General features: G+C 70.5%; 22 protein-coding genes and 1 pseudogene. 10 read left to right on the top strand and 13 right to left on the bottom strand.

Translation table 11 applies throughout. The features are described from left to right. Positions 1–74: 74 nt before the first annotated feature. Positions 75–848 (bottom strand): trans-aconitate 2-methyltransferase, encoded by a 774-nt coding sequence (locus KUM44_RS43810; protein WP_217215346.1) that lies wholly within the window; start codon positions 846–848, stop codon positions 75–77. Positions 849–946: 98 nt separating this feature from the next. Between KUM44_RS43810 and KUM44_RS43805 the strand changes: the two genes are divergently transcribed. Next, complete coding sequence (locus KUM44_RS43805) at positions 947–1,576, top strand: ABATE domain-containing protein (RefSeq protein WP_217215345.1); 630 nt, start codon at positions 947–949, stop codon at positions 1,574–1,576. Here KUM44_RS43805 and sodX read toward each other — a convergent pair. Then, the gene (gene sodX, locus KUM44_RS43800) at positions 1,480–1,914 is read right to left on the bottom strand and encodes a nickel-type superoxide dismutase maturation protease (RefSeq protein ID WP_217215504.1); all 435 of its coding nucleotides are present in this window, start codon (positions 1,912–1,914) and stop codon (positions 1,480–1,482) included. The two genes, KUM44_RS43805 and sodX, sit on opposite strands and share 97 nt — an antisense overlap. 145 nt (positions 1,915–2,059) lie before the next feature. Between sodX and sodN the strand changes: the two genes are divergently transcribed. Next, a complete protein-coding gene (sodN, locus tag KUM44_RS43795; protein WP_217215344.1) occupies positions 2,060–2,455 on the top strand; it encodes a superoxide dismutase, Ni in 396 nt (131 codons plus the stop codon). Between the two features lie 7 nt (positions 2,456–2,462). Here the strand turns inward: sodN and KUM44_RS47440 are convergent. After that, positions 2,463–2,684: pseudogene (locus KUM44_RS47440) on the bottom strand (site-specific integrase); the annotation flags it as partial. Positions 2,685–2,701: 17 nt separating this feature from the next. Here KUM44_RS47440 and KUM44_RS46590 point away from each other — a divergent pair. The 5 genes from KUM44_RS46590 (at position 2,702) to KUM44_RS43770 (ending at position 7,074) form a co-directional block, all read left to right on the top strand. Beyond that, a complete protein-coding gene (locus KUM44_RS46590; RefSeq protein ID WP_254390981.1) occupies positions 2,702–3,115 on the top strand; it encodes a hypothetical protein in 414 nt (137 codons plus the stop codon). Positions 3,116–3,217: 102 nt separating this feature from the next. Next, positions 3,218–3,718 (top strand): NUDIX domain-containing protein, encoded by a 501-nt coding sequence (locus KUM44_RS43785; RefSeq protein WP_217215343.1) that lies wholly within the window; start codon positions 3,218–3,220, stop codon positions 3,716–3,718. A gap of 87 nt (positions 3,719–3,805) precedes the next feature. After that, complete coding sequence (locus tag KUM44_RS43780) at positions 3,806–4,201, top strand: hypothetical protein (protein ID WP_217215342.1); 396 nt, start codon at positions 3,806–3,808, stop codon at positions 4,199–4,201. A gap of 209 nt (positions 4,202–4,410) precedes the next feature. Further along, entirely contained in the window at positions 4,411–5,346 is a 936-nt protein-coding gene (locus tag KUM44_RS43775; protein ID WP_217215341.1) for a MerR family transcriptional regulator, read from the top strand. A gap of 306 nt (positions 5,347–5,652) precedes the next feature. Further along, positions 5,653–7,074, top strand: a complete 1,422-nt coding sequence (locus KUM44_RS43770; RefSeq protein WP_217215501.1) for a glycosyltransferase family 39 protein — start codon at positions 5,653–5,655, stop codon at positions 7,072–7,074. An 82-nt stretch (positions 7,075–7,156) separates the two neighbouring features. Here the strand turns inward: KUM44_RS43770 and KUM44_RS43765 are convergent, their stop codons facing one another. Both KUM44_RS43765 and KUM44_RS43760 read right to left on the bottom strand, forming a co-directional pair. After that, complete coding sequence (locus KUM44_RS43765) at positions 7,157–7,390, bottom strand: hypothetical protein (RefSeq protein WP_217215340.1); 234 nt, start codon at positions 7,388–7,390, stop codon at positions 7,157–7,159. An 81-nt stretch (positions 7,391–7,471) separates the two neighbouring features. After that, complete coding sequence (locus KUM44_RS43760) at positions 7,472–8,626, bottom strand: inorganic phosphate transporter (protein ID WP_217215339.1); 1,155 nt, start codon at positions 8,624–8,626, stop codon at positions 7,472–7,474. Between the two features lie 194 nt (positions 8,627–8,820). Between KUM44_RS43760 and KUM44_RS43755 the strand changes: the two genes are divergently transcribed. Continuing rightward, entirely contained in the window at positions 8,821–9,567 is a 747-nt protein-coding gene (locus KUM44_RS43755) for a VOC family protein (RefSeq protein WP_217215338.1), read from the top strand. A 50-nt stretch (positions 9,568–9,617) separates the two neighbouring features. On the opposite strand, the gene KUM44_RS43750 is transcribed toward KUM44_RS43755, so the two are convergent. From KUM44_RS43750 to KUM44_RS43730, 5 genes are all read right to left on the bottom strand, one after another. After that, the gene (locus KUM44_RS43750) at positions 9,618–9,962 is read right to left on the bottom strand and encodes a DUF952 domain-containing protein (RefSeq protein WP_217215337.1); all 345 of its coding nucleotides are present in this window, start codon (positions 9,960–9,962) and stop codon (positions 9,618–9,620) included. A gap of 9 nt (positions 9,963–9,971) precedes the next feature. Then, positions 9,972–11,207, bottom strand: a complete 1,236-nt coding sequence (locus tag KUM44_RS43745) for an RNA polymerase sigma factor (RefSeq protein ID WP_217215336.1) — start codon at positions 11,205–11,207, stop codon at positions 9,972–9,974. A 7-nt stretch (positions 11,208–11,214) separates the two neighbouring features. Beyond that, entirely contained in the window at positions 11,215–11,628 is a 414-nt protein-coding gene (locus tag KUM44_RS43740; protein ID WP_217215335.1) for a YciI family protein, read from the bottom strand. 93 nt (positions 11,629–11,721) lie between these two features. Then, positions 11,722–11,964: a hypothetical protein gene (locus KUM44_RS43735; RefSeq protein WP_217215334.1), complete on the bottom strand. Its 243-nt coding sequence runs from the start codon at positions 11,962–11,964 to the stop codon at positions 11,722–11,724. A gap of 26 nt (positions 11,965–11,990) precedes the next feature. Beyond that, the gene (locus tag KUM44_RS43730) at positions 11,991–12,575 is read right to left on the bottom strand and encodes a dihydrofolate reductase family protein (RefSeq protein WP_217215333.1); all 585 of its coding nucleotides are present in this window, start codon (positions 12,573–12,575) and stop codon (positions 11,991–11,993) included. A 125-nt stretch (positions 12,576–12,700) separates the two neighbouring features. Here KUM44_RS43730 and KUM44_RS43725 point away from each other — a divergent pair, with 125 nt between their 5' ends. After that, entirely contained in the window at positions 12,701–13,291 is a 591-nt protein-coding gene (locus KUM44_RS43725) for a TetR/AcrR family transcriptional regulator (protein ID WP_217215332.1), read from the top strand. Positions 13,292–13,306: 15 nt separating this feature from the next. Here KUM44_RS43725 and KUM44_RS43720 read toward each other — a convergent pair whose 3' ends face one another. The 3 genes from KUM44_RS43720 to KUM44_RS43710 all read right to left on the bottom strand — a co-directional run bounded on the left by KUM44_RS43720 (position 13,307) and on the right by KUM44_RS43710 (position 16,892). Then, positions 13,307–13,900, bottom strand: a complete 594-nt coding sequence (locus KUM44_RS43720) for an N-acetyltransferase (RefSeq protein ID WP_217215331.1) — start codon at positions 13,898–13,900, stop codon at positions 13,307–13,309. A gap of 304 nt (positions 13,901–14,204) precedes the next feature. Then, complete coding sequence (locus KUM44_RS43715) at positions 14,205–15,344, bottom strand: family 2 encapsulin nanocompartment cargo protein polyprenyl transferase (RefSeq protein ID WP_217215330.1); 1,140 nt, start codon at positions 15,342–15,344, stop codon at positions 14,205–14,207. A gap of 141 nt (positions 15,345–15,485) precedes the next feature. Further along, the gene (locus KUM44_RS43710; RefSeq protein ID WP_217215329.1) at positions 15,486–16,892 is read right to left on the bottom strand and encodes a family 2B encapsulin nanocompartment shell protein; all 1,407 of its coding nucleotides are present in this window, start codon (positions 16,890–16,892) and stop codon (positions 15,486–15,488) included. A gap of 329 nt (positions 16,893–17,221) precedes the next feature. On the opposite strand from KUM44_RS43710, the gene KUM44_RS43705 reads away from it, so the two are divergent. Further along, positions 17,222–17,812, top strand: coding sequence for an N-acetylmuramoyl-L-alanine amidase (locus KUM44_RS43705; protein WP_217215328.1), 591 nt, complete (start codon positions 17,222–17,224; stop codon positions 17,810–17,812). The last annotated feature ends 58 nt before the right edge of the window (positions 17,813–17,870 follow it).

Genomic DNA, 17,870 nt, shown 5'->3' with positions numbered 1-17,870 from the left:
TGCCCTTTAGAACACCGACACGACGAATTCAATAGTGCCGGCATGAATCTTTCCTTGCCGCCCCTTCTTCCGCGTCACTTGAGCGCCAGCAACAACGTGTCCGACGGCGAGCACCACACCGGCCGCGCCTCCCCGAACCCCTTCTCGCGCAGCACGCGCGCGTGCCACTCGACGGACGGCGTGTCACCCTCGGCATGCTCGCCGTAGATCTCGAAGCGGCGGGCCGTCGGCTCGGCCAGGACCGGGTCCTTGGCGGCCAGTTGCCACCACTCGGACCAGTCGAGGGCGCCGTCCGCCTTGGCCTGATCCATACGGGCGTGGCGCAGGGCGCGCTCGGCCTCGTTGATCCGGGGCGTCGCATCGTCGATCATGTGGTCCGCGTTCAGGAACACACCGCCGTCGCGAACGAGTTCCGCGACCTGACCGTAGAGGGCCGCGAGGGGCTCACGGTGCAGCCAGTGCAGAGCCGTGGCCGTCAGGACGGCGTCGTACGAGTCGTACGGCAGCTTCGCGGGCCAGTCGGGGTCCTTGAGGTCGGCGGTGAGGAAGGAGACCCGGTCGTCGTCCGCGAAGGTGCCCTCGGCGATGGCGAGGAGGGCCGGGTCGAGGTCGACGCCCGTACTGGTGGCCCCGGGGAACCGGGCGAAGAGCCGGGCCGTGATACTTCCCGTGCCGCACGCGAGGTCGAGCACGCGCGGGGCGGGGCCGACCAGGGCCTCGACCATGTCGAGCATGATCCGGAAGCGTTCCTCACGGTCGGGCATGTACCACTCCTGCTGGCGGTCCCAGCTCTTCTGCCAGGCGGCCCAGTCGGCTCCGATCGTGGTGGTGATGTCCGTGTCCGTCATCGAGCCCCTCCATCGCGCAGTTCACGTAATACCCTGGAAGCACGATCAGCTGTTACCGACCGCATGTCGACGATAGAACGCCTCCGTAAGGACTACAAGTGGAACTGGCCTATTACTCGGATTACGCCGTACGTCTCGTCAACAGCGAGGACCCGGCCCGGGGCAAGGACTCGCTGACCTCGGTCGAGGCCATCCGCGATCTCTTCGGCGGCAGTCAGGAGGCGGCCCGCCGCGCCACCGACGGGGACGTCACCCGCTTCCGCTCGGTGCGGGCGCGGCTGAGGGCGGTCTTCGAGGCGGCGGACAAGGGCGACGAAGCGCTGGCGGTGAACCTGCTGAACGCCCTGCTTCTGGAGTTCCCGGTGAGCCCGCAGATCTCCGGCCATGACTTCCGGGACGACGACGGCCGCCCCCTGTGGCACATGCACCTCGCCGACCACCCGTCCAACGCGACCGCCGGCTACGCGGCCATCGCTGCGATGGGCCTGGCCTTCCACCTCACCGAGTACGGCGTGGACCGCCTGGGCCTGTGCGAGGCGTCCCCGTGCCGCAACGCCTACCTGGACACGTCCACCAACCGCTCCCGGCGCTACTGCTCGGACCGCTGCGCGACCCGCGCCAACGTGGCCGCCTACCGCGCCCGCAAACGCCTGGAGGCGGACCGGTCGGCGAGCACGAGCCGCACCGCCGACAGCGCCCAGCGCGCCAGCGCGAACGGCGAGCGCTGACCGGGCTTGCGCGGCCGGTAGCGCAGCCGGACCTTGCCCAGGATCAGCTCGTCCGGCACCACTCCGTAGTCGGTGCTGTCGCCACCGGCGTAGGCGTTGTCCCCGAGGACCCACCACCCGCCTTCACGCTTCTCGGCGGCACGCTTGACGACCAGCAGGTCCTGCTGGAACGGATGCCGCAGCACCACCACGTCCCCGGGACGGATCCGTCCCCGGTGCCACACCACGAGCAGATCGCCGTGATACAGCGTGGGCACCATCGACGGCCCGGTCACCTCGGCCCACCCGAAGGGCTGAGCGGCCCGCCCGCGCTCGGCGTCCTGCGACAACTCCGGCATCCCCGGCACCTCCCCGGTACTGTCCTCCACCAGTCTCAGTCTGACCCTGGACTTTTGTCCTAAGCCCATGGGGGCACTCGCGAAAACCCGTCTTGCAGGGAGTAATGTCCCACCTGAGAAGACGATCACGAGGAAGGAATGCTCCATGCTTTCCCGCCTGTTTGCCCCCAAGGTCAAGGTCAGCGCACACTGCGACCTGCCCTGCGGTGTGTACGACCCGGCCCAGGCCCGCATCGAGGCGGAGTCGGTGAAGGCCGTGCAGGAAAAGATGGCCGCCAACGACGACCCGCACTTCCAGGCGCGTGCCACCGTCATCAAGGAGCAGCGCGCCGAGCTCGCGAAGCACCACGTCTCGGTGCTCTGGAGCGACTACTTCAAGCCCCCGCACTTCGAGAAGTACCCGGAGCTGCACCAGCTGGTCAACGACGCCCTGAAGGCCCTCTCGGCCGCCAAGGCGTCCACCGACCCGGCGAGCGGTCAGAAGGCTCTGGACTACATCGCCCAGATCGACAAGATCTTCTGGGAGACGAAGAAGGCCTGATCTTGGATCATGCCCTCTGACCTGCAATTTCTTTGCTTGCAGTGTCTTCCTGTCCGCACCCGGTCCGCAGGCCGCCGAACACGGCGTCCATGGCGGTCCGGGTGCGGTCTTCTTCGCCCGGCCACAGGTGGGCGCAGATCCGCAGCGTGATGACGGCGGACGCGTGGCCGAGGACGAGTTGGACCTGCGTCAGGCTCGCTCCGCCGGCGATGAGAGCGGAGGCGAAGAAGAGCAGAGCACCCGCCCATGACGGTGCGCGAACGGCCTGTGGAAAGCGGCGGACGGCGACAGCCAAGTCGGCTCTCAGCGACGGCGGACGAGGATGCCGCTCAGGCGCATGACCTCGAAGGCCCCGTGTCGGGCGATGGGTTCGACGAGGATCGTGCGGGCCCGCTCGATCGTGGCCTGCACCTCGCCGACCTCTCCGTCGGCGAAGTCATTCGCTTCCGTATCAAGGGCACCGACGAGACCTGTGAAGTCAAGGTCAAGCGGGTCACCGAGTACCCCGACTTCGAGACACTGCTCGACGGCGAGGGACGGGCCGACGTCAACCCGACCGCCACCCGCGAACAGCAGGTCGCCAACATCCGCGCCATCTACCCGCCAGAGAAGGAAGCCCTCGGCGCCCTCGCCGTCGAGAACCGACGCGCTGCTGCATGATGCGACCTGAGCTTGAGGGCAGGGGGCCTGAGGGCCGGGGCCCGTTGTGCTCGCAAAGCACTGGCCCCATCTGTCCAAGGCTGCCGACGGAGGACCGTAACCATGGCCAAGCCGCAACCCGACGACCAGCCCAAAGCCCTCCCGCCCGCCCACGAGTCCATGACCCTGCTGGCCGCCGCCGTCATCGTCCACGACAAGGCCGCCAACCGCGTCGTCCTCCTCCAGCGCGGCCAGAACGCCAAGTTCGCCCAGGGCATGTGGGACCTCCCCGTCGGCAAGAGCGAACCCGGCGAGCCCATCACGGAAACGGCCGTGCGCGAGCTGTACGAGGAGACCGGCCTGACGGTGAAGCCAGAGTCGCTGAAGGTCGCCCACGTCATCCATGGCGCTTGGGGTGTGGAGGCCCCCAACGGCTTCCTCACCGTCGTCTTCGCCGCCCACGACTGGACTGGCGAACCCGAGAACCGCGAACCGCGCAAGCACGCCCAGGTCCGGTGGGTCGACGCCGCCGCAATCCCCGAGAACTTCGTGGACACCACCTCAGGCGCCCTCCACCGCTACCTCGCGGGAGGCCCGGAGGTCTCCCTCGACGGCTGGCAATAGGAACTCCGATGCCCCTCCGAGGCTGAAGAAACCGGTGTTTGAAGTTCCTCCTCCCAGCGCCCATGCCCCAGCGGCGCAACGGACCGGTTGAGGCAGCCGTTCCAAGACCGCACACCGCACATCACGGCCTGGAGCAACTGCGATCTTGGTGCGAGCGTCGACGCGGGCTACATCGGCGCCGCCCTGGGTGAGCCCCCGCACTTCCAGAAGCGAAAGGCACCCGGGCACTACGCGGACGCCCGCGCAGGCAGCCGCATCACCCAGAGCTGCACCGATCAAGACCAGGAAGGTGCCGGCTTCCCCGAGTTGCTGTTCGTCCTGGACGTGGGCAAGCAGGGCGGCTTCATCGACACCGCATGGATCGACTACCACGTGAGCGGAAAGGCGTACACGCTGCGGCTGGACCGGCAGATGGTCGCATGTGGATCGAAGATCCCTCACACGGTGGCCGGAACCGTCGTGTGTGACGGGCAGCAGACCTGAAGTCGCCAGTGCTTGGCATGGCCGTCCGGCAGACGTCATCCGCACCCCGAGCATCGCGCCCGCGGTCTCTCCGATCGCCTGCTCCACCTCCCACCCCCGGCCCGCAGGCCGCCGAGAACGGCGGTCGTGAGGGTTCGGGTGCGGTCTTGTTCGCGGGTCCGGGCATGCAGACTTGAGTCTCCCGCAGGGGGAGACACGAAGGTGGGGTCATGCGTGACGGCATCCTTTACTCGATCGGTGAGCTGGCCCGTCGTACCGGGCTGACGGTGAAGACGATCCGGTTCTACTCCGATCGCGGCATCGTGACGCCGGCCGACCGTACGGCCGCCGGCTATCGCCGGTACGGCCCTGATGCCGTGACCCGTCTGGCCTTCGTACGGACCCTGCGCGAACTGGGGCTCGGCCTCGACATGATCCGGCGCGTCATGGACCGGGAACTGACGCTCGGCCAGGTCGCCGCGGAGCACGCTGCCACGCTGGACCTACAGATCGGCGTCCTGCGTCTGCGGCGGGCGGTCCTGACCGCTGCCGCCCGGCGCGAGCCCACCTTCGAGGAGATGGAACTCATGCACGAGCTGGCCGGGCTGTCCCCTTCCGAGAAACAGAAGGTGGTCGACGACTTCCTCGACGCCGTCTTCGAAGGCCCCCGCCCAGGCCCCGCACTGGCCGCGGCCCAGCGCTCCATGACACCCGAGCTGCCCGACCTGCCCACGGAGGAACAGGCGGCGGCCTGGGTGGAGTTGGCCGAACTCTCCCTCGACGCCGACTTCCGGGCCAGCCTGCGACGCATGACCCGCAGCAGCACGACGGACGCGTCCGACGGCGTCACCGCACCGCCGCGCCCCGATGCCGTGGCGATCACCCGCGATGTCGTGCGGCCCGCCGTCACATCGGGCATCAACCCTGAATCACCGCAGGCAGACCCCGTCGTCGCGACCCTGGTCGCCCGATGTGCGGCCACCCACGGCCACCCCGTCCCCGCCGAACCGCGACGCCGGCTGCTGCAACGCCTGGAGGCGGCGAACGACCCCCGCAGGGACCGCTACCTCCACCTCCTCGCCCTGATCAACGGCTGGCCGCCCCCGGAGCCGCTGGCACCGGCGGTCGACTGGGCCGTCACGGCGCTGCGGGCACGGGCGGCATGATGACCACATCCTTAACTACCGGACAAAAAGGGCATATTGGCCACCCGGTGTCTCGCTCGGTTCCCTGTATTCGCGGTGATTGTGTTCACGCGCCGGACGGTGGCCGTGGATCCTTCCCGTCCCGTAGGTTTTGGTGAATTCACAGGGGAGTGAGCAGTGCTCCGACCCCGTCCCGGCCCGCGCGGCCGGGGCGGGGTTCCTCGTGCTCTGCGACGAGCGGGCGAGTGGGGACCGCATCAGGGGACCAGTCACCCGGCGGCCTGGCCGACCCCCGCCGGATGGAACGCCGACTCCCGGGAGAACCCCCTGCGCCGCCGCCTGCCTCTTTGGCCGATCCCGCTGCTGTGGACCCTCGCGCTCGGCCTGTGGGGGCTGTCCCGGCAGCACAGTGTGTGGCGGGACGAGGCCGCGACCTGGCAGGTGGCCCGGCGGCCGGTCGGCGACATCTGGCACATGCTGGGGCAGGTCGACGCCGTGCACGGGCTCTACTACCTGCTGATGCACGGCGTCTTCGCCTGCTTCGGCGCCGGCACCACGTCCCTGCGTCTGCCCTCCGTGCTGGCCATGGCGGTGGCGGCGGCCTGTGTGACGGTCATCGGGCAACGGCTGGCCGGGGTCTGGGCCGGCCTGGCGGGAGGGCTTGCGTTCGGGCTGCTTCCGGCCGTGCAGTTCTATCTCCAGGAGGGTCGCCCGTACGCGTTGGTCACGGCCGGAGCCGGGATCGCGACCCTGCTGCTGGTGACCGCCCTGGAGGGACGTGGCCGCCCGGTGCACTGGGCCGCGTACGCCGGCACGGTCGCGGTCTGCGGGCTGCTGAACTGGCTGTCCCTGCTGATCCTGCCCGCCCACCTGGCGACCCTGCTCTGGGTACGGGCCCGGCGTCGCACCTGGATGTGCTGGGCGTCGGCCGCGACGGCAGCCGTGGCGGCCGTACTGCCGCTGGTCCTGTTCAGCCGGCACCAGTCCGCCCAGGTGTCCTGGATCCCGCCGCTGACCTGGCACATGCTGATCGGCCCGGCGATCCTGCTGACGATCGGCGGTCTCGCGGCCCTGCTGGACCGACCGTACGCGGGACGGCTGTCGGTGGCGGCGGTCGGGCTGCCGCTGCTGGCCGTGCCGCAGCTCGGCCTCCTCGGGCTCTCCCTGGCCCGACCGCTCTTCCTGGACCGCTATGTGCTGTTCAGCATGCTCGGGCTGGCCCTCCTGATCGGCACGGCACTGGGTAGCGCCGTACGGGCGGCCGGGCCGCGGTTTCCGAGAGCGGCGCCCTGGCTCGTCCCGCTCGCGGTCACCGTGGCGGTCGTCGCCCTTTTGCCTCAGTCGCTGGCCAAGCGGTCCCCGTCGAGCCGGGTGGACGACGTCCTGGCGGTGGCGGCCGACGTACGAGGGCTGAAGCAGGACGGGGACGCGGTGGTCTTCGTACCGGCGGCCCGGCGCGACACCGCGCTGGTCTGCCCCGACGACTTCGCCGGCCTGCGGGACATAGCGCTGGCGGAAGGCCCCGTCGCGTCGGGGACGCTGAAGGGCGAGGAGGCGGCTCCGGCCCGGATACGGGACGCGATGCTGGCGCAGCGGCGCATACTGCTGGTCACCGACGTGCCCGCGGTGGCGCGGCCCGTGTCCGCCGAGCGGGACAGGACGAAGACCGCCGTACTCAAGGAGCACTTCACGGTGGTGGCGGACATACAGGTCCGTGGGCGACGCGTGACGGCTTACGAGCGGCTCTGAGCAGGGATCCGGCAGCAAGCAGGGATCAGCAGCACTCAGGGCCCGGCCGTTCCCCCGGCCGGGCCCTGAGTGCCGGGATCCGTCAGTGGAACTGCGGCACGATCAGATAGATCCCGTACGCCACCACCGCCGCGCAGGCGACGAAGCACAGCCCGGCCTGCGTGAGGCCCAGCGCGGAGGTGCCGCCGGCCTCCTCGCGCGCCCCGTCGTAGCGGGCCAGGCCCAGCACGCCGAGGGCGAAGACGGCGACCACGGCCACGGTCACGGCGAGGCTCACCGCGGCGACCTGGCCGAGTGCGGTCCAGTCGAGGTTCATGATGGGACTCCCCTTGTCTCGTACGACTTGTCTCGTACGGCCGCGTCTCGTACGGCCGTGTCTCAGGCGGCCGCGTCTGTCTCAGGCGGCTGTACCGACCTTGGCCGGCTCGGTGCCGCGGATCGTGACCTCGTGGGCGTCGTTCACGTTGTGCGCGGACACCGGGTTGCGCCGGGAGACCAGCACGATGCCGGCGGCCACGGCGGCGCCGACCACGGCGACCACAGCCGTACCGACGTTGCCGCCGTGCTTGACCACGCTCGCCGAGACGCCGCCGACCAGCGCGGCGGCGGGCAGAGTGACCATCCAGGCCACGACCATGCGCCCGGCCACGCCCCAGCGGACCTCCGCCAGCCGGCGGCCCAGGCCCGCGCCGAGGATGCTGCCCGAGGCGACCTGCGTGGTGGACAGGGCGAAGCCCAGGTGGGCCGAGGTGAGGATGACGGTCGTGGAGGCCGTCTCGGCGGCGAAGCCCTGCGGGGACTGGATCTCCGTCAGGCCCTTGCCCATGGTGCGGATGATCCGCCAGCCACCGAGGTAGGTGCCCAGGCCGATCGCCAGGCCGGCCGAGGCGATCACCCAGAGGGGCGGCCCCGCGTCGTGGCCGAGCGCGCCCGCCGAGATCAGGGTCAGCGTGATGACGCCCATCGTCTTCTGCGCGTCGTTGGTGCCGTGCGCCAGGGACACGAGCGAGGCCGAGGCGATCTGCCCGACGCGGAAGCCCTTGGTGACGGACTGGCTCCGGGCGCGAGCGGTGAGCCTGTACGCCAGGTAGGTGGCCAGCAGCGCCGCTACCCCCGCGACGATCGGCGAGGCCACCGCCGGGATCAGCACCTTCTCGACAACCTTGTCAAAGTGCACGCCATGCGACCCCGCACCCACCCAGACGGCCCCGATCAGCCCGCCGAACAGCGCGTGCGACGAGCTGGACGGCAGCCCGACCAGCCAGGTGAGCAGATTCCACAGAATGGCCCCGACGAGCCCGGCGAAGATCATGCCCGGGCTGACGAGTGTGTCGTCCACGATGCCGCCGGAGATCGTCTTGGCGACCTCGGTGGAGAGGAAGGCACCGACGACGTTCAGGATGCCGCTGATGAGCACGGCCGTCCTCGGTTTGAGCGCCCCCGTGGCGATGGAGGTGGCCATCGCGTTGGCCGTGTCGTGGAATCCGTTGGTGAAGTCGAAGGCGAGGGCCGTCACGATGACGACCGCCACCAGGAACGTGATGTGGTCCATTCCCCAATGCAAACAAGCGCGGGCCAATTCGCAGCGAACCGATGGCAAAGCGTGTCCCAGGAGTCGGCGCGCGGTTGGTAAGGGTCCTGCGAACCCGCAGTGGTGACCGCGAAGGGCGCCGTACAACTGCGTCAGGCGGGCGGGCGGCGCCATCCGGCGCCCGTGAACGTGCCGCCGGATCTACGATCGCCCGCATGAGCATCCGCTGGACGTACGCCTTCGTCGACCGCCCCGCCGCCTCCTTCGCCCGGGCCCACGCCTTCTGGACCGCGGTGACGGACACACGGCTGTCCGAATTCCGGGGTGATCAGGGGGAGTTCGTGACGCTGCTGCCGGGCAGGGGCGCCGACTCCTGTGTGAAGGTCCAGGCAGTCGGCTCGGGCGCCGGAGGCGCGCATCTCGACTTCGCCGTGGACGACGTACCGGAGTTCGTGAAGTCGGCGCTTCAGCGGGGCGCGGGCATCGCCGCCGAGCACGCGGGGTGGGCCGCACTGCGCTCGCCCGCCGGGCAGTCGTTCTGTGCCGTGCCCTGGCACGGGGAGTCGGTACGGCCGCCCGTGGTGCGCGGCAGTCGCCTCGACCAGGTCTGCGTCGACGTACCGCCGTCGCTGTACGACGGCGAAGTCGGGTTCTGGAGCGGTCTGTTGGCCGACTGGGCGTCGGCGCCCGGCTCCCGCCCGGAGTTCCATGTGCTCAGGCCGCCGACCGGGCTGCCGGTCCGCATCCTGCTCCAGCGGCTCGGCGAGGAGCGGGCCGTCTCCGCCCATCTGGACCTCGCCTGCGCGGACATCGCGGCGACCCGCGCCCGGCACGAGGAGCTGGGCGCGGCCTTCGTCGCCCAGGGCGCCCACTGGTCGGTGATGCGCGACCCGGCGGGAGGGACGTACTGTCTGACGGGCCGGGACCCGGAAACGGGCGGGCTGGCCGAACAGCGCACCTGAGCAGGTCGGCCCACGGTTCGGCAAGGCCCTGCCGACCACCCGTCCCGGCACTACCGGCGAAGCCTCGCCCACGGCTCCACATCCACCACCGCGTCCACCGGAATCGGCCCGTACACATGGGGGAACTCCTCTTCCCCGGGCTCCGGCGCCTCGTACTTCAGCGGCGCGTCGAGCCGCGCGGGGTCCACGACCAGGACCACGAGCTCGTCGGGGCCGTCGTAGGAGCCGTACAGGAAAGCGGCCACGGACGGGAGTTGAGTGCGGGTCGAGCAGTGGATGAAGCCCTCCTCCTGGAGGGTGCGGCCACGCGTCGACATCTCGTACGTGCCGCGCTCGCGGGCCGCGTCCCACAGGGAGCGCTCGGTGATGTGGAGGATGAAGGTCTGTTCGGACATGGGTCCACGCTACGGCTTCAGCCGGGCCGCCCGCGTGTGCAGATAACGCTGTTCCGGCAGGCTCAGGGTCTTGGCGGCAGCGGCCTCGTAGGCCGCACGGGCCTCGTCGTACGCGCCCGCCCGCTCCAGCAGATGACCGCGCACCGCGTCCAGCCGGTGCCCGCCCCCCAACTCATCCTCCAGTTCGGCCAGTTCGGCCAGTTCGGCCAGTCCCGCGCGCGGCCCCCGGACCATGGCCACGGCGACGGCACGGTTGAGGCGCTCGACGGGCCCGGGGACGAGGCGTACGAGGATGTCGTAGAGGCCAAGGATCTCCTGCCAGTCGGTCGCCCGGGCGGAGGGTGCCTCGTCGTGCACGGCGGCGATGGCGGCGCGCAGTTGGTACGGGCCGGCGCGCCCCCGGGACAGGGCGCCGGTGACCAGGGCGACGCCCTCGTCGATCGCGGCCTTGTCCCAGCGGTCGCGGTCCTGTTCGTCCAGCGGGACGAGCTCGCCGTGCGGGCCGGTGCGCGCGTCGCGGCGGGCGTCGGTGAGCAGCATCAGGGCGAGCAGGCCGGCCGCCTCGCCGTGGCCGGGGAGGAGGCGGTGCACCGCGCGGGTCAGCCGGATCGCCTCGCCGGCGAGTTCCCGCCGCTGCAAGGCGGCACCCGAAGTGGCCGTATAGCCCTCGTTGAAGATCAGGTACAGCGTCTGGAGGACCGCGGGCAGCCGCTCCTCCCCGTCGTCGGGGCGCGCGAAGCGCACACCGCGGACCTTCTGCTTGGCCCGGCTGATGCGCTGGGCCATGGTCGCCTCGGGGACCAGATACGCGCGGGCGATCTCCGCCGTGGTCAGACCGCCGACCGCGCGCAGGGTGAGGGCGATCTGGGCGGGCGGGGTCAGGTTCGGGTGGCAGCACAGGAAGAGCAGGGTGAGGGTGTCGTCCTCGCGGGGAGCGCGGTCCGCGCCCGGCGGCGGGGCGGTGAAGGCGTCCCGGGGCGACAGCGCCGCGACCTTCTCCTCCCTGGCCCGGCGTGCCTCCTCCGCGCGCAGGGCGTCGGTCAGCCGTCGTGCGGCGACCTTGATCAGCCAGCCGCGCGGATTGTCGGGGACGCCGGTGCGCGGCCACTGACCGGCGGCGGCGAGCAGTGCCTCCTGTACGGCGTCCTCGGCGGTGTCGAAGTGGCCGTACCGTCGTACCAGCGCGCCGAGGACCTGCGGCGCGTGACGGCGCAGCAGGTCCTCGGTCTCGGGTGTGACGCTCATGTACGGCTCAGACGTCTCCGGCGCCGTCGTCGATGGGCCGGATCACCACCGGGTACACGGGGGCCCCGGCGGGCTGGGGACACTGTAGGACGCGCTCGGCGATCTCCGTGACCCGCTCCAGGCTCGCGCAGTCCAGCACCCAGTAACCGGCCAGCAGTTCCTTGGTCTCGCTGTACGGCCCGTCGGTGATCACCGCCTTGCCGTCGTCCCCCAGGGTGACGTGCCGGGTCTTCGCCGGCTCGGCCAGCCCCTGTCCGTCGACCATCTCACCGCTCTCGGCGAGGTCGTTGTTGAGGTCGCTCATGAAGGCGTACATCGCCTGGACGTCCTCCTGGCTCCAGGCCACGGAGTTCTCGGACCCCTTGCCCTTCATCGCCTCGTAGTCCGCCTGCGTGCCCTGCACCATGACCAGGTACTTCATCAGTCCGCTCCTTCGGTTTCCATCGGCTCGAGCCACCGTTTCGGCGGCTCTCACAGGGGACGTCGGAGCCGGTCCGGGATTCTCGACAGGGGTTCAGGAATTCTTCGCGGAAGGTTTCTCGGGCTGCTCGTGGTGCTGGTGACTCTCGTGGTGCTGGTGGTTCTCGTGGTGCTCTTCGTGCTCGGCGGCGCCCTCGGCGTACGCGCCGCACTCGGGGTTCCGGCACGGGCCGGCCACCCATGTGGGGACCCAGGCGCCCAGCGTCTTGTGGCGCCGGACGACCGTTTCGACGGGCTGTCCGCATTCGGGACAGTGGTGCTCTTCGCTGCTGCCCATGCCCTCAGAGTAGGGCGGGAGAGGGCTCAGCGCTTCCTGCTGTACGTACGGACCACGACGCCGTTGCCGAACGAACGGACCTCACCGAGGGTGAACTCGGTGACGGCGAAGTCCGAGCCGAACATCGGCATGCCCGTGCCGTACACGATGGGGTAGCTCTTGATGACGAGTTCGTCGATCTCGTCGACCAGGGCGCCGGCGAGCTGCGAGCCGCCGCACAGGTAGATGCCCAAGTCGCCGTCCTCGGCCTTGAGTTCGCGGACCCTGGCGACCAGGTCGTCGCCGACGATCTCGACGTTCGGGTCGGGCGACTCGGTCAGGGTGCGCGAGGCGACGTACTCCCGCATATGGGCGTACGGGCTGGTGACGCCCTCCTTCAGGGCCAGGTCATAGCTGGCCCGGCCCTGGATCACCGTGTCGAACCTCTTGTTCGGCAGGTCCTCCATACCGATGAGATGGCGGACGTGGGTCGGCACGGTCTCCGGGTATTCCGCGGCGAAGAACGCGGAGTACCCCTCGTCGACGAAGCGGACCATCTCCGTCGCGTCGCCGCTCGGGTCTCCGATGAAGCCGTCGATCGAGCAGGCGATGAAGTACGTGAGCTTTCGCAAGCCGGTCTCTTTTCGTAGGGTGACGGACAACCACTGCGGTTGTAGTGCTTCAGTTGTAGTACTTCGCTTGTAGTGGTTGCAAGGGTATTCATGAGGCCGGATAGAAGTGAGAGAGGGGATTCCGTATGGCGGGCAATCCGGAGCGCCGTGCCGCCCTTGTCGACGCGGGCGTCGAGGTGCTCGCCCGCGAGGGAGCACGCGGGCTGACGTTCCGCGCGGTGGACGCCGAGGCCGGGGTGCCGGTGGGCACCGCCTCCAACTACTTCAGCGGCCGCGACGACATGCTCCGCCAGATCGACGCCCGGCTGCACGTGCGGCTGGCGCCCGCCCCGGCGACGATCACCGAGTTGCTGACCCGGCCCAAGGACCGCGCCCTGGTCACCGCCTTCATGCACGACCTGATGGCGCGCGCGACCCGCGACCGCACGGGCTATCTGGCCCTGCTGGAGATGCGCCTGGAGGCCACGCGACGTCCCGAACTGCGCTCCTCCTTCACCCGGTCCGTGCGCGGCGACCTCGAGGAGGCCATCGGGTTCCACCGCGACGCAGGGCTGCCCGGGGGCGACGAGATCGTCACCGTGCTCTATCTCGCGATGCTCGGGCTGCTCCTGGAGCATCTGACGCTGCCGGACGTGCTGGAAGGTGTCCTGCCCGGGGTCAGCGTGCCGGAAGGGCTGGTGGAGCGGATCGCGGCGACGATCGTGCCCGCGAAGTAGGCCGAACCCCTGCGCTCAGCCCCGCGGCTCGCGCCACATCGGCCACATTTGGGGGCCGTCCGGGAGGTCGAGGGGGTGACCCTTCTGTTCGAAGCCGAGGCGCTCGTACAGTTTCCGGCTGCGGTTGCTGCTCGCCTCCAGGTAGGCGGGCAGGCCCTCGCGGTCGCAGCGGTCGAGGACCGAGCTGATGAGGGCGGTGCCGAGTCCCTCGCCCTGGCGTTCGGGGGCCGTGGCGATCATCCACAGGTATTCGTGTGCACGACCTGTCGGGTGGATGCCGTCCGTCAGGCGGCCGATCAGCTCGACGCGCTCGTTCTCCGGGTCGACGGCCTCGCGCAGCCGCGCGGGTCCTTCCTCGTCGTGGTCCGGCTCGTCGGCCGGCACGGATATCCACAGTGCGCACGCCGTGCCGTCCTCGGTGACGTCGATACGGCCGACGGCGAGCACGATGTCCGTGAAAGCGGCCATGAGCCTGGGGTGGGCGGCACGGCGGTGCTCCTCGCCCGGGAACACCCAGCCGCTGACCGGATCGTCCTGGAAGGACGCGTCCAGCAGCCGTGCCACCAGCTCCCGGTCCCCTTCGCCCGCCGTCCGGATCGCCACACCCATGTCTTCCCGCCCCTTCGCGTCAACTGGCGTTGATCGTAGGGCGATGCCGACGTGTGTGCCGTCCACGGGTGGAGTTTGTCGAGATCCGTACGGTACGCGGAGGCGGGCCCCGCACACCGTGGGGATGTGCGGGACCCGCCGGTCCGGAACCGCTCGGCGGCCGTACGGGGTCAGGAACCGTACGGTCCCGGGGACTCCGGGTCCTTCACGACCGCCGACCGCCGCGGCCCGAGTCGCTGCCTCGGTTGTCGCTACCTCGGTCGCTGTCTGCGTCGCTGTCTCAGTTGCCGTCTCAGTTGCTGTCTCAGCTGCTGCGCCGCGTCACGAACTCCGCCAGAGCCAGCAGTCCGCCCGCCTCCTCCGGGTCGGGCACCGCACGGGCCAGCTCCTGCATGGCGCGGGCCATCCGCTCGGCGGCCTGGGCCTGCGCCCAGTCACGGCCACCCGCCCGCTCCACAGCGAGCGCGGTCCGCTGAAGGTCCCCCTCGTCGTACGGCGCCTCGTACAGCGCGGCCAGTTCCGCCGCCGCCGGACCACCGGAGGTCAGCGCGGCGACGACCGGCAGGGACTTCTTGCGGGCGGCGAGGTCGGCGCCCGCCGGCTTGCCGGTGTGACACGGGTCCCCCCATATACCGATCACGTCGTCGATGAGCTGAAAGGCGAGCCCGGCCTCCCGGCCGAACGCGTCCAGCGCCGCCACATCCTCGTCCGCAGCGCCCGCGTACAGCGCCCCGAGGGCACAGGCGCACCCCAGCAGCGCCCCGGTCTTGGCCTCGGCCATGGCGAGCACCTCGTCCAGGCCGACCTCGCCCGGGCCCCGCTTCTCCAACGCCGTGTCGGCCTGCTGGCCGGCGCACAGTTCGACGACGCAGTCCGCGAGGCGGGCGCCTGCCGCCGCTGACGCGGGGTGCGGGTCCGCGGCGAGCAGCCGCAGGGCCAGTGCCTGGAGGGCGTCCCCGGCGAGGATCGCGTCGGCGTCGCCGAACACGGTCCACGCGGTGGCCCGGTGCCTGCGGGTGGCGTCCCGGTCCATCACGTCGTCGTGCAACAGCGTGAAGTTGTGCACCAGCTCCACCGCCACCGCCGCCCGTACGGCCGCCGCCCGCGCCGGGAGTCCGCCCAGCGCCGCGGCCGCGGTGAGGACGAGCGCGGGCCGGATCGCCTTGCCGGCGTTGCCCGCCGCCGGGGTGCCGTCCGCGTGCTCCCAGCCGAAGTGGTAGCGCGTGATCCGGCGCATGGAGGCCGGCAACGACTCGACGGCGGCGTGCAGTTCGGGGTCGACCGTCGTCCGGGCTCGCTCCAGGATCACCGCCGCCTCGGGCCCGTCGAGCGGACCCGGACCGCCATCCGTGTCGGTCGCGATGGAGCCCCGCCTCTCGCGCGTCTCGGTGGACGGCCGCACCCCGGCGGGGCGCGCCTGCGTCTGCGTCGTGAACTCACCCATGGCATCGCCTCGGAGAGTCGGCGGACAGTGGCACTTCCGCTACGGCTGGGCGCCTGCCCGGAGGGGCTACCCGCACGGGGGCCGCCGGACACGGCGCACCCCCGACGAGCGTCCGGGCGGCGCAGAACCGGGCGGGCAGGGTCACCGCCAGCGCCCGATCTCGACGTTCTCCAGCACACCGAGGGCGTCCGGCACCAGGACCGCGGCCGAGTAGTAGGCCGTCACCAGGTACTTGATGATGGCCTGTTCGTTGATGCCCATGAAGCGGCAGGACAGGCTCGGCTCGATCTCGTCCGGGATGCCCGCCTGCTGAAGCCCGATGACGCCCTGCTCCGCCTCGCCCGTACGCATGGCGATGATCGAGGTCGTCCGGGCGTCGGTGACCGGGATCTTGTTGCACGGGAAGATCGGCACACCGCGCCAGGTGGGGATGCGGTTGCCGCCCACCTCGATCGTCTCGGGAACCAGCCCGCGCTTGTTCAGCTCTCGCCCGAACGCCGAGATCGCGCGCGGGTGGGCGAGGAACAGCTTGGTGCCGCGCCGCCGGCACAGCAGTTCGTCCATGTCGTCGGGGCTGGGCACCCCGTCGTGCGGCTGGAGCCGCTGGTCGTACTCGCAGTTGTTGAGCAGTCCGAACTCGCGGTTGTTGATCAGCTCGTGCTCCTGGCGCTCCTTCAGCGCCTCGACCGTCAGCCGCAACTGCTGCTCGGTCTGGTTCATCGGCTGGTTGTACAGGTCGGCCACGCGCGTGTGGATGCGCAGCACGGTCTGGGCGATGCTCAGTTCGTACTCACGGGGGCGGGCCTCGTAGTCGACGAAGGTGTGCGGGATGTCCGGCTCGCCGCTGTGGCCGGCCGCGAGGTCGACCTCCTTCTCGCCGTACTTGTTGGTGCGCTGCGAGGGGATCGCCCGCAGCTGCTCCAGGTGTCCGCTCAGCGACTCGGCGCGCTCCGCGACCTGCTCGACGTCCTGGCGGGGCAGGACGAGCACGGTGCAGGCGGTGACCGCGCGGACCGTGTACTCCCAGATGGCGTCGGCGTCGAGCAGCGCCTGATCACCGAGGTAGGCGCCGTCGGCGAGGACGCCGAGGGACTCGTCCTCGCCGTAGGGGCCGGTGCCGAGCTTCTCCACCCTGCCGTGCGCGAGCAGGTACACCTCGTCGGTCTGGCTGCCGAACGAGGCGATCACGGCGCCTGCCGCGAACTCGCGCTGCTGGCAGCGCTGGGCGAGCTCCGAGAGCACGTCCTCGTCGTCGTACGACCGCAACGCAGGCAGTTCCGTCAGCTCGGCCGGGATGACCTCGACACGGTCTCCGGTCTTCACGAACGTGATACGTCCGTCCCCCACGGCGTAGGTCAGACGCCGGTTCACCCGGTACGTGCCGCCCTGCACATTCACCCAGGGCAGCATGCGCAGCAGCCAGCGGGAGCTGATCTCCTGCATCTGGGGTGCGGACTTGGTCGTGGTGGCCAGGTTCCGCGCTGCCGCAGTGCCGAGACTCTGCTGCGGCTGGCCCTGCTCCGTGCGGACCTCTTCGCCTACCGACATAAGGAATTGCCCTCCCGTCATGCCCCGGCACCGCTCTGGCGCCGCGCATCGCGATCTCCATGCACGAGCCTTGCATCACGGAGGGTGGCGGTGCTATTACCCGAAAGAGCGGGAATGGATCACCGTCCGCCTGGGCAAATAGTGGGACCCTGTCCAGCCGCGAGACCGTCTCGCGCCTCCACGACGGTCGTCCCGAACCCGCCACGCAGCTTGTCCGAAACGCATCGCACACCGTGCGAGGCGAGGAGTCCCGTCTGCCCGTTTTCGGTAAAGCACCGATACGAGACGGCCGCGCACGGCGGCCGGCGTACAGCGCGAAGGAGGCGGCCATGGCCACCCCCATGTCCGCGAGCAGATTCCTGGAGAGACTCAGGGCCGAGGGCGCGACGGTCGTCGAGGTCGGCGACTGGGAGCACCACAACCGCAACCATGTGGGCCCGTGGGGTCCCGTGCACGGAGTGATGATCCACCACACGGTGACCAAGGGCAGCGCACACACGGTGGACCTGTGCCGCAAGGGCTACGAGGGGCTGCCGGGCCCGCTCTGCCACGGCGTCATCACCAAGGACGGCCGGGTCCACCTGGTCGGCTACGGCCGCGCCAACCACGCCGGCCTCGGCGACGACGACGTCCTCCGCGCGGTCATCGCCGAAAAGGCGCTGCCGCCCGACAACGAGGCCAACACCGACGGCAACCGGCACTTCTACGGCTTCGAGTGCGAGAACCTGGGCGACGGGAAGGACCCGTGGCCGGAGCCCCAGCTGAAGGCGATCGAACGGGTATCGGCGGCCGTCTGCCGTCATCACGGCTGGACGGAGCGCTCGGTGATCGGGCATCTGGAGTGGCAGCCCGGAAAGGTGGATCCGCGCGGGTTCACGATGGCGTGGATGCGGGAGCGGATCCGGGAGCGGCTGAAGTAGAGCGGAGTGGGCGCGCCGCTGAGGCAGGGCAGCCGAAACCACGGGGCCGGGCGACAAT

It is taken from the genome of Streptomyces sp. AC550_RSS872, assembly GCF_019049285.1.
In the GTDB taxonomy this organism is placed as follows: Bacteria; Actinomycetota; Actinomycetes; order Streptomycetales; family Streptomycetaceae; genus Streptomyces.
The sequence above is the reverse complement of the archived record's forward strand: the minus strand, read 5'-3'. Positions and strand labels throughout refer to the sequence as shown.